General features: G+C 32.6%; 21 protein-coding genes and 1 riboswitch. Of the genes, 6 read left to right on the top strand and 15 right to left on the bottom strand.

Going from position 1 to position 13,563, the window contains the following annotated elements; all coding sequences use genetic code 11:
• Window position 1 precedes the first annotated feature (1 nt).
• The 6 genes from BJS11_RS10730 to BJS11_RS10710 form a co-directional block, all read right to left on the bottom strand.
• The gene (locus BJS11_RS10730; RefSeq protein ID WP_069996190.1) at window positions 2-880 is read right to left on the bottom strand and encodes a primase alpha helix C-terminal domain-containing protein; all 879 of its coding nucleotides are present in this window, start codon (window positions 878-880) and stop codon (window positions 2-4) included.
• Between the two features lie 73 nt (window positions 881-953).
• Window positions 954-1,262 carry a type II toxin-antitoxin system toxin TscT gene (tscT, locus tag BJS11_RS10725; protein WP_069996189.1) on the bottom strand — a complete coding sequence of 103 codons (309 nt, stop codon included), beginning with the start codon at window positions 1,260-1,262 and terminating at the stop codon, window positions 954-956.
• A 22-nt stretch (window positions 1,263-1,284) separates the two neighbouring features.
• Window positions 1,285-1,560: a hypothetical protein gene (locus BJS11_RS10720; RefSeq protein ID WP_069996188.1), complete on the bottom strand. Its 276-nt coding sequence runs from the start codon at window positions 1,558-1,560 to the stop codon at window positions 1,285-1,287.
• Between the two features lies 1 nt (window position 1,561).
• Window positions 1,562-1,723: a hypothetical protein gene (locus BJS11_RS13730; RefSeq protein ID WP_159427262.1), complete on the bottom strand. Its 162-nt coding sequence runs from the start codon at window positions 1,721-1,723 to the stop codon at window positions 1,562-1,564.
• Window positions 1,720-1,992: a pathogenicity island protein gene (locus BJS11_RS10715; protein WP_069996187.1), complete on the bottom strand. Its 273-nt coding sequence runs from the start codon at window positions 1,990-1,992 to the stop codon at window positions 1,720-1,722. The genes BJS11_RS13730 and BJS11_RS10715 overlap by 4 nt, the downstream gene beginning before the upstream one ends.
• Window positions 1,992-2,243, bottom strand: a complete 252-nt coding sequence (locus BJS11_RS10710; protein ID WP_069996186.1) for a helix-turn-helix transcriptional regulator — start codon at window positions 2,241-2,243, stop codon at window positions 1,992-1,994. The genes BJS11_RS10715 and BJS11_RS10710 overlap by 1 nt, the downstream gene beginning before the upstream one ends.
• Before the next feature lie 148 nt (window positions 2,244-2,391).
• On the opposite strand from BJS11_RS10710, the gene BJS11_RS10705 reads away from it, so the two are divergent.
• The 4 genes from BJS11_RS10705 to BJS11_RS10690 all read left to right on the top strand — a co-directional run bounded on the left by BJS11_RS10705 (window position 2,392) and on the right by BJS11_RS10690 (window position 6,055).
• Window positions 2,392-3,330, top strand: a complete 939-nt coding sequence (locus BJS11_RS10705) for a helix-turn-helix domain-containing protein (RefSeq protein ID WP_069996185.1) — start codon at window positions 2,392-2,394, stop codon at window positions 3,328-3,330.
• Between the two features lie 105 nt (window positions 3,331-3,435).
• Entirely contained in the window at window positions 3,436-3,642 is a 207-nt protein-coding gene (locus BJS11_RS10700) for a hypothetical protein (protein WP_069996184.1), read from the top strand.
• Window positions 3,643-3,858: 216 nt separating this feature from the next.
• Window positions 3,859-4,818 (top strand): Abi family protein, encoded by a 960-nt coding sequence (locus BJS11_RS10695; RefSeq protein ID WP_069996183.1) that lies wholly within the window; start codon window positions 3,859-3,861, stop codon window positions 4,816-4,818.
• A 16-nt stretch (window positions 4,819-4,834) separates the two neighbouring features.
• Entirely contained in the window at window positions 4,835-6,055 is a 1,221-nt protein-coding gene (locus tag BJS11_RS10690) for a tyrosine-type recombinase/integrase (RefSeq protein ID WP_069996182.1), read from the top strand.
• A gap of 144 nt (window positions 6,056-6,199) precedes the next feature.
• Here BJS11_RS10690 and BJS11_RS10685 read toward each other — a convergent pair whose 3' ends face one another.
• The 7 genes from BJS11_RS10685 to BJS11_RS10655 all read right to left on the bottom strand — a co-directional run bounded on the left by BJS11_RS10685 (window position 6,200) and on the right by BJS11_RS10655 (window position 10,855).
• Window positions 6,200-7,015: a MetQ/NlpA family ABC transporter substrate-binding protein gene (locus tag BJS11_RS10685; protein WP_069996181.1), complete on the bottom strand. Its 816-nt coding sequence runs from the start codon at window positions 7,013-7,015 to the stop codon at window positions 6,200-6,202.
• A gap of 20 nt (window positions 7,016-7,035) precedes the next feature.
• Window positions 7,036-7,731, bottom strand: coding sequence for a methionine ABC transporter permease (locus tag BJS11_RS10680; RefSeq protein WP_069996180.1), 696 nt, complete (start codon window positions 7,729-7,731; stop codon window positions 7,036-7,038).
• On the bottom strand, window positions 7,724-8,749 hold the full coding sequence (locus tag BJS11_RS10675; RefSeq protein ID WP_069996179.1) for a methionine ABC transporter ATP-binding protein: 1,026 nt from the start codon (window positions 8,747-8,749) through the stop codon (window positions 7,724-7,726). Before BJS11_RS10675 ends, BJS11_RS10680 begins: the two co-directional genes overlap by 8 nt.
• An 88-nt stretch (window positions 8,750-8,837) precedes the next feature.
• Window positions 8,838-8,945: riboswitch (SAM riboswitch) on the bottom strand.
• Window positions 8,946-8,999: 54 nt separating this feature from the next.
• Window positions 9,000-9,299 carry a thioredoxin family protein gene (locus BJS11_RS10670; protein WP_069996178.1) on the bottom strand — a complete coding sequence of 100 codons (300 nt, stop codon included), beginning with the start codon at window positions 9,297-9,299 and terminating at the stop codon, window positions 9,000-9,002.
• Complete coding sequence (locus BJS11_RS10665) at window positions 9,296-9,688, bottom strand: toprim domain-containing protein (protein ID WP_069996177.1); 393 nt, start codon at window positions 9,686-9,688, stop codon at window positions 9,296-9,298. The genes BJS11_RS10670 and BJS11_RS10665 overlap by 4 nt, the downstream gene beginning before the upstream one ends.
• Before the next feature lie 255 nt (window positions 9,689-9,943).
• Window positions 9,944-10,324 (bottom strand): glycine cleavage system protein GcvH, encoded by a 381-nt coding sequence (gene gcvH / locus BJS11_RS10660; RefSeq protein WP_069996176.1) that lies wholly within the window; start codon window positions 10,322-10,324, stop codon window positions 9,944-9,946.
• A 174-nt stretch (window positions 10,325-10,498) separates the two neighbouring features.
• Window positions 10,499-10,855, bottom strand: coding sequence for an arsenate reductase family protein (locus BJS11_RS10655; RefSeq protein ID WP_069996175.1), 357 nt, complete (start codon window positions 10,853-10,855; stop codon window positions 10,499-10,501).
• Window positions 10,856-10,997: 142 nt separating this feature from the next.
• Between BJS11_RS10655 and BJS11_RS10650 the strand changes: the two genes are divergently transcribed.
• Window positions 10,998-11,318, top strand: coding sequence for a thioredoxin family protein (locus BJS11_RS10650; protein ID WP_069996174.1), 321 nt, complete (start codon window positions 10,998-11,000; stop codon window positions 11,316-11,318).
• A gap of 138 nt (window positions 11,319-11,456) precedes the next feature.
• Here the strand turns inward: BJS11_RS10650 and BJS11_RS10645 are convergent, their stop codons facing one another.
• Together BJS11_RS10645 and aroD are read right to left on the bottom strand one after the other, a co-directional pair.
• Entirely contained in the window at window positions 11,457-11,996 is a 540-nt protein-coding gene (locus BJS11_RS10645) for a nitroreductase family protein (protein ID WP_069996173.1), read from the bottom strand.
• Between the two features lie 67 nt (window positions 11,997-12,063).
• Window positions 12,064-12,783 carry a type I 3-dehydroquinate dehydratase gene (aroD, locus tag BJS11_RS10640; RefSeq protein ID WP_069996172.1) on the bottom strand — a complete coding sequence of 240 codons (720 nt, stop codon included), beginning with the start codon at window positions 12,781-12,783 and terminating at the stop codon, window positions 12,064-12,066.
• A gap of 177 nt (window positions 12,784-12,960) precedes the next feature.
• Between aroD and BJS11_RS10635 the strand changes: the two genes are divergently transcribed.
• Window positions 12,961-13,386, top strand: coding sequence for an organic hydroperoxide resistance protein (locus BJS11_RS10635; protein ID WP_069996171.1), 426 nt, complete (start codon window positions 12,961-12,963; stop codon window positions 13,384-13,386).
• Window positions 13,387-13,563 lie beyond the last annotated feature (177 nt).

The raw sequence follows: 13,563 nt of genomic DNA, 5'->3' as shown, positions 1-13,563 counted from the left end.
ATCACAATTTATAGTGTTTATTAAAGATAGACTGAAATGTTGTATTTATTTCTCTATCTGATAAGGGTGGTTTACACATTTTTCCGTAATTATAAGCCAGTCCATATATAAGATGGTCATTCACACCTTTATTAAATAAATGGCCAAGAATTGACGTTAAAGCGTTATTTCTAGATCCTGTAGATACTCCACCACAAATTTCTTTCCAATACTCATCATCACGTCTATTAAAAGTTAGCTTAATATCTTTATTTTTAGATATATTACCTATTTCTTGATACCATTTTTCTAATGTCGATTTATCCATAATAGGCGCATCGTTGTAACGATAAAGATAGACAGAATCTTTAGTTCTCTTAACTGGTAATGCCATACAACGTGATGGTTGGAAACTACCCTCATCTACTTTATGACCAATTTTATTAGCAATCACTTTAGAATAACTTCTGTATTCATCTCCACTTATAGGCTCATTCAATGGCAATAACAAGCGTATTCTAGGTGAATCTGTAGCATGACTGAAAGTTGTATGCCAAAACCATGAAACATCGCTTAAACGCTCTCTAAATGAGTTGTGCAATGTTTTTAAATTGGGTACTTCATCATAATCTAAGACAATGACATTTCTATACAAAATATTTTTATCTTCACGATACTTCTGCTTATGATTACCATATTTATCTACACCATCTGAAACGTCACCATATATCGCAGTATTACGACTATACTTATTCTGGTTTATCTTTGCCGTTTGATACCTATTTATTAATTCATTCCACGTACATTCAGTAAATTGCGTGAATGATCCTGCGTCTAAATTTTCATACTCAATAACTGACACATCAGTATCATGTTCAAGTTGAATCTTCTCAAATCCCAATAATTTCCACCTACCTCTGTAAATAATTGCTTAAATTTGGTAGAATGTATGTGTATTGATTTACACAATCATTCTAAAGTTGTGCGTTTTGTGATTCCTCGCCAAAGTTCTCACAAGACGCTTTTTCTATTTCATGAAACTTTTTAATTAATCTATCAAATTGTTCTAAATACATCGTCATCAAATCAAGTGTTTGCGTATTATGAATCCGATGTTCGTGATACTTCACTCCATGCATCATAACTTCATTTCTGTTTAATACGTGATTAGGTTCATGAGTGAAGTACTCATCATCAAACCAACCATACGTCATTTTAATATCTTCAAGTTTTTCTTTTAAAACCTCTAAGTCACATATCATATTCCTAATTTCAAAATTCATCATTCTCCCTACTTTCTTATCATCATATGTTTTTTAAATCTAATACATTACCCGTTGCTTTACTGTGATCTAACATTAACTCTAATTGTTTAGATAACTTACCTTGTTCTTTTATGTGATCTTTCATTTTATTAATCAGCTTATTTTCAACCAATTGCAAAGCTGCGCTATCTTTCATGACACCAGTAAACATTTCTCTGACTTCCTCTAACACTTCCAAATTATCTGCATTTGCTTGTATGTGACCCACAATTTCCCAGTGTTTTTGGTATAGGTCAAAAAGTTTCTTATTATCCATTTTAATTCTCCTTTTTTATTGTGTATTGGTCTGATACTGGAATCGCAATAATACTTGATATTCCGAAAACCACTAACGATACGTAAATATCTTCAAAGATGAGTGCAATTAAAATTGCTATCGTAGTGATGAGTGTCATTAGTATTGAATATAAACCCATCATAACCACTCTCCATTCTTCAATTTAAGCCACTTCTCAAACTTTTCTATCTTTATTACTACTAATGTACTGCTGAGACTCAGGTACATATCTTTGACACCTCTATCATTCTCTTTGTACTCATTCAACAACCTTGATGTCGTTGATCTACTGAAACCAAATAACTCTCCAATGCTCTTAGGTGCACAGTAAATTGGATGTGTTACAACTTGCTCTGGCTCTAATATCGTATTTTCTTTTGTTGGCTCTTCTTGCAATTTATTAACTCCCATTATTTGACCTCCTCATTATTTTCTTGGAAACTTTTTGCTACTTTGTTACCAAAAAAAATTTCATCGATAGTAATATCTTCAAAACCATTTTTTTGAACTTCCTTTTTAATTTTAACTTTTTCAATATCTTTAAACGGCGTCTTTCCTTTTTCTTTATTTCGATATGCTTGAACTGAGATATTAAGAAGTTTAGCCATCTGGATTTGGGTATATCCCATAAACTTACGATAACTTTGCGCTCTATTAGTCATTTAATCACCCTCTTTGCTACTTTATGCTACAATATTACTATACCTACTTTCTAGTTGCAATACTTTTATTGCTACTTTTTGAAACTTAACCTTTTTTTGTTAGTTTACTAGTGGTAAAATCAAATTAATAAATATTAAAATACCAGAGGTGATTATCATTACAAAACAAACTGAATTAGCAAAAAACATAAAAAAAATTCGTCAATCTTTAGGAATGTCTATGGAAGAATTCGGAAAAGTATTTGATACAGTTGCCCATAAATCATTAGTATCTAAATGGGAAAAAGGATTATCTCAACCTAATAATGAACGCCTCAAAAAGATAGCTGAATTAGGTAATACTACAGTTAACGAGATACTTTTTGGTTATGATGAAAAATATATGCTAGTTATGAATGAACTCTATGAAAACATGTTAAAAAATAATGGAGAAGATTCCCATGTTGGAAAAGCATTACGTTTTCCAAACAATAAAAAAAGAGAACAGTTATTAAAAAATGGTATTGAAAGAACTTTATCTGTTCCTATATACCAATCAAAGCTAAAACATCCAAAAGATATTTTAGATGCAAAAATTTATTACTATATAGAAGAGCTATTTTTAGAATATTACATAAACAATTTCAAATCGAACAGTAATATTATTGCCTATGTTAGAGACAAAATATCTAAAATTTATAATGAAACTTCAGAATATCAATACAACGATTTTAAATTAGAACTGTCCGAAAATAATCTATTTAAAGATGTTGCTATTATGTTCACAGAAAAAGAAAAAGGTGTAAATATGAACTTGCTTAGAGAACTAGACCTTTTACTTGAAAGAACTTTCGATGAGCTTGATACTTTAACAAATAAATACCCAGATCAAAAACCTCAAAAGGAATTAGAAGTAGAGGCATTTACTATTGATCCACTAAAAATGTTGGCAAAATATTCTTTCGAAATTGATGAACCTAAAGACGATGAAGACCGAAGAGTTGCTATTAATAGTAACGCAGAAAAATTTCTGAATGGATTATTAAATGACAACCCAAAACTTTATGATTCACTTATAGATGAGTTGAAAAACAACGATAATAAATAGCAGTGCCAACTACGTGTCTTTGCACACGTACGCCCTATTTTAAGGTTGTGAGATACATAATAATATGTGAATTAAGCAGCTTATTATATAAAAGGAGAGATTCAAATGAGCAAAGCAGTGACGATACATCATACAATCAATTTAGTTTTAGTAATGGGGTTAGTAGCATTGAATTACTTCAACATTAGTAATTTGGCAGTTTCTATAATATTGGCATTGATCATTACTATTAATGCTGCTTTATTAATCAGAGCAAACAGAAAGAAAGTTGAAAGAGATGGCGTTACTATAGATGATTATAAGAAGAAATAAATTTTTACAAACTTCATAGGATTATAAAATGTAATAAGATCACACATTTAAATTTGACATTAGTGCAAAGTAATTATAGAATAAGTTTCAAGCAAAGCAATAAGTATCTGACTCAACATTTTTTGTTGGGAGGACTTATTAGCGCAAAACGCCTCTTATTCTACGTAATCAGTAGATAAGGGGCGTTTTTGTTATATATAGGGAGAATTGATAATTATGAGACCTTTTAAAACTTTAGATGAACAAATCAATATTTTAATGGATAGAGGATTGCAAATAAACGATTATGATAATGTAAAAACATACTTGATTCAAAATAATTACTATAACGTAGTGAATATGTATAGCAAGTTATTTCAAGAAAAAGAGAATCAGTACATTTCAGGAACAACATTCGATGAGATTAAAGCCTTACATATCTTTGATACAGAAATCAAAAATTTACTAATGAAATTCATATTAATTTCAGAGAAACATTTTAAATCTATATTTGCATATCATTTTGCTAAAAACTTTCATCATAAGCCATTTGCATACCTAGATACATCAAATTACGCAACTGACAATCCACTATCTTTAACACAAACTTTGTCTTTTATATCCAAAAAAGTAAACGAGTTAATAAGAAGTAAAAAAGATAACTCTGTTAAACATCACTTTAGAATACACAATGACGTGCCAATTTGGGTAATAGTAAATGATTTAACTCTTGGTATTATAGTTAAACTTTATAAATTTATAGATAATAAAACAAGAAACAATATTGCTAAAGAACTCTCTACTATACTTAGTACTAATATTAACACTGTGATACAACTAGAACCTAACTATTTAGATAAAATATTAGAAAATGTCCTCAGTATACGTAACTGCGTTGCTCATAATAACAAATTGTTAGATTTCAAATGCAATAATAATATAAAATACATTCCCGAACTATACAATTCAATTGAAATAGATGCTAAAAAGTCTCGTCAATCACCATTCCATGTTTTTATAGCTCTAAAATGCTTTTTGCCAAAAGATGACTATGCTCTATTACATAATTCAATATTGAAAAGAGCTAATAACATGAGCAAAAAATTAAAGGTCAGTAGTATGGAAAAAATATTATTATCTTATGGCTTTCCTAATGAATGGCATAAAAAAACTATGAAAATTCAACAAAAGCAATGACAAGGAGGGATAACAAATGTGGCATGAACAATTCACTAATAAGCATAATCAAACACAGTACCGTTTCTACGAGAAGTACAAAGACCCATACACAGACAAATGGAAACGTGTGAGTGTTGTTCTAAATAAGAATGGGAAGCAATCACAGAAAGAAGCTCAGAAGCTCTTAAATGAGCGTATAGAGAGCAAATTAAATGATAAGACGCCAACAGATCTAAAGACACTTACCTTCCATCAAGCAAGCGATGAGTGGTTCCAAAATTATGTTAAAACGTCTGGATCAAAACGAACAACTATTAAAACAAAATTGAGTAAGTTAAACACTTTAAAGAAATTTGTAGATGAAGATATTTTAATCAATAAAATAACACTCTCATACGCTCAACAAGTTTTCGATGACATTGACGGTAAAGGTTATGTATATCAAGTAAATAAAGAAGCGTTAAGCATATTCAAAAATGTATTTGAATACGCTAGACGTATCTATAAACTACAAGATTTAGAATTTTTGAAAGATATAACACTAAATAAAAGAATTAAGACCTACGATGAAGTGAAAACTAAACGTAATAAATACCTCGAGTTAAATGAAATTGAATCTATCATCAAAGACATTAATATGAAGGCGAAGAAGATGCACTCAGGTATCCATAAACGATTTTATTCATTCGTTGCACTCATGACTGAATTCCAAGCGTTAAATGGTATGCGTATTGGCGAAATGTTGGCCATTCAAAATGAAGATATAGACTTTGATAATAAGAGTTTAAACATCAATGGAACAATCCATTGGTTTCACGATGAATCTGGTGGATTCGGTGTAAAAGATACCACTAAAACAGAATCAAGTTACAGAACAATAGGATTAAGCAGTAGAAGTTGTGAGATATTAAAGAAAGCAATACTGGAGAACAAAAAAGATTCAAAATGGAATGATGGCTATCTAAACAGAAACTTTGTATTTACTAATCACAAAGGTAATCCAATGCAGACTGAAAGATTCAATAAGATACTTAGGGAATCAGCTAAAGATGTTGGTATCAAGAAAGAAATTTCTTCACATATATTAAGACATAGCCACATATCATTACTCTCTCAACAAGGTGTATCACTTAAAGCTATTATGGATCGTGTAGGCCACTCAGACCACCGTACAACCCTATCCATTTATTCACACGTTACTGAACAGATGGATAAAGAAATGATGAACAAACTTGAACAGGTAAAACTTGGATAATGCGCTCAAATCTGAGCGTATTTTTTATGCTTTAAATTCGAAAATTTGCACACACTGCCCTTTTTGTGCCCTTTTTCTATTTTTAACAGTACAAAAACAACCCCTTAACTATTGAAGTTAAAGGGTTTTAGTATAAATACACTATTATTTTGCTGGTACGACCGCACCATCATATTGCTTGTTGATGTAATCTTTAATATCTTTAGATTGTAAGACTTCCATCAATGCTTTGATTTTCTTGTCGTCTTTGTGGCCATCTTTCACAGCAATTAAGTTTGCGTAAGGGTTGTCTTTCGCTTTTTCTAAGACGATTGAATCATCTTTCGGGCTTAATTTTTGATCGATTGCAAAGTTAGAGTTAATGATTACTGCATCTGCATCTTCATTTTGGTAAATTTTTGGTAAGTATTCTGCAGATTGTTTGTTATTGAATTTGATGTCTTTTTTGTTTTCAACGATGTCGTCAAATTTAGCGTCTTCAATTTTAACGCCTTTTTTAATTTTAATGAGGCCAGCATCTTGGAAGAATTTTAAGAAACGTCCTTCTTCAGCTGGGTTATTTGAAACGTAAACTGTAGCGCCTTTTGGTAAGTCTTTAAGGCTCTTATATTTCTTAGAATAAACAGCCATTGGTTCTAAATGAACGTTACCTGCAGATTCAATCTTGTAGCCTTTGTCTTTCTTCTCAGTATTTAAATAAGGTGTATGTTGGAAGAAGTTGGCATCTACTTCACCTTTATCTAACAATTTGTTTGGTGTTGTATAGTCGTTAATTGTTTTAATTTTTAAGTCATAACCTTTATCTTTCAATAATGGTTTTGCTTTTTCAAGAATTTCTGCGTGAGGCGCTGGTGATGCACCTACTGTAATCGTCTTATCTTTTCCGCCACCGCCGTTACCACAAGCCGCTAGTACTAGCGCTAGAACGATGACCGATACTAAACTCACAAGTTTTTTCATATAAAAATCCCCCTAAAAATTTATCTTTTATCAATTTTATTTGTAGCCCAATCTCCAATAAATTGAACAATGAACACAATTACTAAGATTAAAATGGTTGATACAAAAATAACGTCATTCTGATTTCGTGTGAAACCTGTTAGATATGCTAAGTTACCAAGACCACCTGCACCAATAACACCAGCAACAGCTGTAGAACCTACTAATGCAATAGCAGTCACTGTAATACCTGAAATTAAAGCAGGCATTGCTTCTGGTAACAGTACCTTACGCACCACAGTCCATGTGTTCGCGCCCATTGACCAAGCCGCTTCAATTACGCCTTTATCAATTTCTTTAAATGCAATTTCTACTAATCTGGCATAGAAAGGAGCTGCACTAATAATTAAAGCTGGCAGCGCACCTGTTGGTCCACTGATTGTGCCTAGTACTAAACTTGTAAATGGTATTAATAACAAGATTAATATAATAAATGGAATCGCTCTGAACAGATTCACAATAAATGACACGATACTATAGAATACTCTCGCAACCGGTGATTTACTTTTAGCTGATAAAAAGAGTAGCACACCTAAGATTGAACCTAAAATAAAGGCGAATATCGTTGAAATCAATGTCATGTATATCGTTTCATATGTTGCTAGCCAAACTTCGTCCCAACTTACGTTTGGCATCGTAAACATTTCACGGAGGATATCACTCAATGAATTACCCATGTCTCAACACCTCCACTGTTACATGTTGTGCTTCTAGATCTTGCTTGAATTTGTCGAATTTTTCTGAATTTATATCGGAAAGTTGAATCACTAAGAAGCCGAGCGAACCATCTTTTGTATGTTTAATATTCGCTTCTAAGATGTTCACATCAATGCTATGCGTCTTCGTTATGTATGACACTAAAGGTTCCGTGGCATTATTGCCTGTAAAATTCAATCTCACGACGTAATCATTTTCATTCAATGTGACTAAATCACTGATAGTTTCATCGAAATCATCATTCAAGTCATCTTTGACAAAACGTTTCGTTACGCTATGTTGTGGATTTTCAAACACTTGAGATACCTGTCCTTGTTCAATCACACGGCCATTTTCCATCACTGCAACTTCATCGCATATACGTCGAATGACATGCATTTCATGTGTAATAATCACAATCGTTAAATTGCGTTCATCTTTAATTTTCAATAACAATTCTAGAATTTCATCAGTCGTTTGTGGATCTAATGCGCTTGTAGCTTCATCGCACAAGAGTACTGAAGGTTCATTGGCAAGTGCTCTCGCAATACCGACACGTTGTTTTTGTCCACCTGACAATTCAGAAGGATACGCGTGCTCTCTCCCTTTCAGTCCAACCAATTCCACTAATTCTGTAGCACGTTGCTTGGCTTCTCTTCTCGAAACACCAGCAATCTCTAATGGAAAAGTAATATTATTTAATACAGTACGTGACCATAATAGATTAAAATGTTGAAAAATCATACTCACTTTTTGACGTTTTTTTCTTAAGTCACTTTTGGATAATTTACCAATTGTATCTCCATCAATAATGACGTCTCCTGAAGTTGGTTGTTCAAGGTTATTTAAAAGTCTAATTAACGTACTTTTTCCCGCACCTGAAAAACCAATCACACCAAAAATCGAGCCTGATTGAATGTTTAAATCAACATGATCTACAGCCAGTACGTCTTGTTTTTTCGTGTTGTACTTTTTGACTACTTGATTTAACTCAATCATCCTGTTGCCTCCTTGTATTGCGTTGCTTTTCAATTAAATAAAAAATGCCTTCCCTATGTTCGAAGAATAGAGAAAGCAAATTGCGCTTCTCTCATCTTCTAAAGTTACTATGAACTTTATGTGAATTGGCACCATTTCTGTTACAGACGGTTGCCGGGCTTCAAAGGGCACATCCCTCCACCTCTCGTGATAAGAGTTTCGTTATTTAATTATTTTTAATCCTACCATTGCACTAATGTTTCGTCAATGATTATTTTAAATTTTCTAACAAATAAGGAACGGACTGAAATGCATAGATTCTTTTTTGTTCCTCACCCTTGGACATGACCATCAATACAGGCACAGATTGTATTTCATATTGTTGACTAAAATCTGGATGAAAATTCAAATCAATCTTTGTAATGGGTAATTTCAAAATCTCGTTAGCAATATCCAACATCCGTTCAGAGACCTTACATGTACCACACGTCGGTGTGTACCCAAATATAAGGTATTTATCTTCGTGTATATATTCATTGATGTCCACACGTTGTTCACTTGTTACATTCATGTTAATAAACTTACCCTTTCAGCGATATAATCTAATCTTGCTTTAGCTACTTTTTCTTCGTCCTTTACGCTAAACCCATGCTTTTCCAATACTCTAGATAAGTAAGGTTTTGGACAACGCGCAACTTCGCAATATTGTTTATCAATTCTAATATGTCTGCTTTCACTTAAATATCGTTTGAACCATTTACGGATTTTTTCACCTTCATCATCAGAATCAACAAGTATATAAACTTGTTTATCGTAAAGTGACTCAATCATTTCGTCTAATTTATCGACGCCCATAGTACCATTTGTACAAATAATTTCTATAGGTTGATCAATCACTTGTTTTACTCGCTTCTTGTCTGACTTTCCTTCTACAATAATTACTTGGTTTAGTATCGCCATGACATCCACCTTCTAAATGTTGATAGTAAATTACTCTACTTCATTCTTCACAATACTTAGCGATCATAAACATGATTTACAGACTTCTCATTTTATCTTATTATTGTTTCTATTTTTTGTCATCTATAGACGTCTATAGTTCAATAATTAGCATCATTGCACTTTACATATTTTTTACATTTTATAAATATTAGGGGTTTAAAAATGGATAAAAGAAAACTCCAAGATAGTTATATCATGGAGTTCAATATCTTCTTATTCACCAATCATTTCAGAGTATTGCTCTGCAGATAATAATTCGTCTAATTGGCTTTCATCGCTTAGCTCTACTTTAACCATCCAAGCTTTTTCGTAAGGTGATTCATTTACGAATTCTGGGCTATCTTCTAATTCTTCGTTAGCTTCTACAACTTTACCTGAAACTGGCGCATAAAGTTCTGAAACTGTTTTTACAGATTCAACACTACCAAATGTGTCGCCTTCATTGATTTCATCATCAACTTCTGGTAATTCAACAAATACGATATCACCTAATTCGCCTTGCGCATATTCAGTAATACCAATTGTTACTGTGTTGCCTTCAACTTTTACCCATTCATGTTCTTTAGAATATTTTAATTCACTCGGTACTGCCACGAGAATCCCCTCCTAAATGATTTTACATATTAATGATGCCACACGAATACTATACAATCAACTATTTATTGGCATCTTTAATTCATTATAAATGTTTCGTTAACATTGGTGAAGCGTTTTCACACCAAAACTTTTATTATGTACATTTTACATGTGATTGAATAACAATCTATTTTACGATAGCCATGTTTCCTTATACTGGTCTTCTTTAAATCCGACTGTTACCTTTTCACCTGAAATCGCTAATGGACGTTTTACAAGCATTCCATTTTCTGAAAGTAGGTCTAACTTTTCATCATCTGACATCGTTGCTAATTTGTCTTTAAGACCTAGCTCACGATATTTCGCGCCATGTGTATTGAAAAGTTTGTTGATATCAATATCTGTCATTTCTAGAATTTCTTTAAATTCATTTTTCGTCGGTGTATGTTGAACAATATCAATTGGTTCAAAACTCACACCATGTTCTTGTAAAAATTTAGCTGCCTTTTTACAAGTAGTACAATTAGGATATTGGTAAAATTTTATCATTTGCTGTACCTCCTCTGACTAGTTAACACTAATATATCAAATTTGACACGAAAACGCTCTAATTAATAAGCTAATTTTTTTATTAACTAATGATTGTCCGTTATAATGGTTTTACTAATATTGATACAAAGGAGAATTTTTAATGAAATCAATTAATACAAATCAAGCTTTTAAAGAAACAGTACAAAGTGACAACCCAGTCATCGTTAAGTTTGAAGCTGGATGGTGCCCAGATTGTAAAGCCATGGACATGTGGATTGATCCTATCAAAGAAAAATATAATGACTACGAATGGTTCACAGTAAATCGTGATGAACTTGAAGACGTAGCAGCAGACAACGATGTTATGGGCATTCCAAGCCTGCTTGTATTTAAAAATGGTGAAAAATTAGCACACTTACACTCAGCAAATGCAAAATCACCTGAACAAGTCGAGTCATTTTTAACTGAAACATTTAAATAACTTTTACTTTTATGAAAAAGTAACAAACCGCGCTAAGCTATCATTGCTCAGCGCGGTTTATTGTTTTATGTGCATATTGTAATCCAATTTATATAAAATTTAAAAATATAATTAAAGCCTCATCACAAAACCTTAAAATTAAAATGTTTCAATGATTTGATCAACGTGACGTGATCTGTGCAACACTTTATCTTCTAAATCCGTCAGATATAAGAAGCCTACCAATTTTTCATTATCTTTAACACCAAACATGTCGCGTATCTCTGGCATAAAGATATACGCTGGTGATTTCCAACATGTGCCGATGCCCGCTTCATGTAAAAGTAACATTAGGTTCTGTGCATATGCGCCAAAAGCCATATGGTTTTCTAAATTTTCTTTTTGTCTTGGATCTTCTTTCACTATTAAAGCAAGCATACCTCCAAGATTCGTCACTGCTTCATAGTGACTTTCTTGTTTTTTAGGTAGATTATGAAAGGCAATTTCTGATAATTGCTTACTCATCGTTCCTAATCTATCTTTAGCAATATGGACCACTCTCCAAGGCTCTCTCATACCATGATTAGGCGCGTCCGCAGCTTGTTTAATCGCTTGATATAAAGCGGTATCATCTATACGCATATCTCTTTTGAATTTTTTTATACTTCTACGGTTAGCGATAGCTTCTTGTAGTTCCATAATAATATCGCCCTTTCTTTATTGATAACTATTTTCAATTATAAGCCAGGGGTATTGTATTTTCAAATCACGCGTACAATTCTAGTTGTTTTTTTAATTCTGCAACATGAATTTGTCCCGGTGCTTTTGGTTCATCTAAACAACCATATGTGATTGTCCCACCAAATAAACCTTGTGCGGTTCTGGAAACCAGTCCGATTTTAGACATAGCAATGCCTACAACTTGCTGTGGTACTTCATCAGCTGCATCTGACATTGCATGCAGTAAATTTAATACATCTTGCTTATCATGAGGCATAACCGCAACTTTTAAATAATCTGGCGCTAGTTGATTCATTTTATAATAAAGGTGCTTTAAAGCCTCAAGTTTAGGTGTTTCTTTAAAATTATGATGCGACAACACAACTTGTTTATGATGCGCTTGTGCAACATCAATAAGTGTTTGTATCGCATCCGTTGATCGTGTTGGTTCAAATTCGATATCCAACATATCTATCCCCTCAAGTTTAGCAATTTCTGTCAAAACATGGAGATATGCCTTTTCGTCGAATCGTCCTTCTCCCCCTTGCTCATGTGTACGATAAGTAACAAGCATTCGCTTATTTAAATTTAATTTGTGTATATTTTGAACTACTTTAGCAACATGTGAAACGTCGCATTTGTCCCACTGATCAATTCTCAGTTCTATGATATCTATGGCATCTTGGTATTGAACTAACGCAGTCATCGTTGATTGAGATAATTCATTTTCAGGTGCAATCGTTACAGCAATATTAACATTAGACATGCCATCGTCCCCTTCTATTATTATGATATTGCGCTAATTGTATAACATAATCGTGTTTCAATACAATGCATTCAGAAAGTTAGTTATCGTAGTATCAATAATTTTAAATACATATCATGATTTAAAATTTAATTCTCGGGTATCCATATAATACGAAGTTTTTAAGGAGGTCATATAATGGCAGTAAATTATGAAACAAAAGCGACAAATACAGGTGGACGTAATGGTCACGTTCAAACAGATGATAAAGCAATTGATGTAGCAGTAGTACCACCAGCTCAAGCAGATGCTGAAAAAGGTACAAACCCTGAGCAATTATTTGCAGCAGGTTACGCTTCATGTTTTAATGGCGCATTTGATTTAATCCTAAAACAAAATAAAGTTAGAGGTGCAGAACCTGAAGTAACTTTAACTGTACGCCTTGAAGACGACCCAGATGCTGAAAGTCCAAAATTAAGTGTTTCAATTGATGCAAAAGTCAAAAACGTCTTATCTCAAGCAGATGCTGAAAAATATTTACAAGATGCACACGAATTTTGTCCATATTCCAAAGCAACGCGCGGTAATATAGATGTTGATTTAAATGTATCTGTTGTAGACTAATGATATATGTTTAAGCCCCCAAGTCCACTGATGGACTTGGGGGTTTGTTTTGTCTTTATTTAATTTTAATCCTAGTTGCCTGATCTTGAAGTCTTATTTTTCTGTGAAGAATTAATTGTTTTCATCATCTTTGCAATGATTCAAAAAGTAAACAATTAATATTGAAAAAGAAATCAG

The organism is Staphylococcus caeli, assembly GCF_900097965.1.
Lineage (GTDB): Bacteria > Bacillota > Bacilli > Staphylococcales > Staphylococcaceae > Staphylococcus > Staphylococcus caeli.
The sequence above is the reverse complement of the archived record's forward strand: the minus strand, read 5'-3'. Positions and strand labels throughout refer to the sequence as shown.

Coding starts and splice junctions, on each gene's coding strand:
- BJS11_RS10650 (WP_069996174.1), top strand. CDS start 10,998: ATGAAATCAATTAATACAAATCAAGCTTTTAAAGAAACAGTACAAAGT.
- BJS11_RS10675 (WP_069996179.1), bottom strand. CDS start 8,749: ATGATTGAGTTAAATCAAGTAGTCAAAAAGTACAACACGAAAAAACAA.
- BJS11_RS10635 (WP_069996171.1), top strand. CDS start 12,961: ATGGCAGTAAATTATGAAACAAAAGCGACAAATACAGGTGGACGTAAT.
- BJS11_RS10710 (WP_069996186.1), bottom strand. CDS start 2,243: ATGACTAATAGAGCGCAAAGTTATCGTAAGTTTATGGGATATACCCAA.
- BJS11_RS10715 (WP_069996187.1), bottom strand. CDS start 1,992: ATGGGAGTTAATAAATTGCAAGAAGAGCCAACAAAAGAAAATACGATA.
- BJS11_RS10720 (WP_069996188.1), bottom strand. CDS start 1,560: ATGGATAATAAGAAACTTTTTGACCTATACCAAAAACACTGGGAAATT.
- BJS11_RS13730 (WP_159427262.1), bottom strand. CDS start 1,723: ATGATGGGTTTATATTCAATACTAATGACACTCATCACTACGATAGCA.
- tscT (WP_069996189.1), bottom strand. CDS start 1,262: ATGAATTTTGAAATTAGGAATATGATATGTGACTTAGAGGTTTTAAAA.
- BJS11_RS10685 (WP_069996181.1), bottom strand. CDS start 7,015: ATGAAAAAACTTGTGAGTTTAGTATCGGTCATCGTTCTAGCGCTAGTA.
- BJS11_RS10655 (WP_069996175.1), bottom strand. CDS start 10,855: ATGATAAAATTTTACCAATATCCTAATTGTACTACTTGTAAAAAGGCA.
- BJS11_RS10695 (WP_069996183.1), top strand. CDS start 3,859: ATGAGACCTTTTAAAACTTTAGATGAACAAATCAATATTTTAATGGAT.
- BJS11_RS10680 (WP_069996180.1), bottom strand. CDS start 7,731: ATGGGTAATTCATTGAGTGATATCCTCCGTGAAATGTTTACGATGCCA.
- BJS11_RS10665 (WP_069996177.1), bottom strand. CDS start 9,688: ATGGCGATACTAAACCAAGTAATTATTGTAGAAGGAAAGTCAGACAAG.
- BJS11_RS10670 (WP_069996178.1), bottom strand. CDS start 9,299: ATGAATGTAACAAGTGAACAACGTGTGGACATCAATGAATATATACAC.
- BJS11_RS10700 (WP_069996184.1), top strand. CDS start 3,436: ATGAGCAAAGCAGTGACGATACATCATACAATCAATTTAGTTTTAGTA.
- BJS11_RS10690 (WP_069996182.1), top strand. CDS start 4,835: ATGTGGCATGAACAATTCACTAATAAGCATAATCAAACACAGTACCGT.
- aroD (WP_069996172.1), bottom strand. CDS start 12,783: ATGTCTAATGTTAATATTGCTGTAACGATTGCACCTGAAAATGAATTA.
- BJS11_RS10645 (WP_069996173.1), bottom strand. CDS start 11,996: ATGGAACTACAAGAAGCTATCGCTAACCGTAGAAGTATAAAAAAATTC.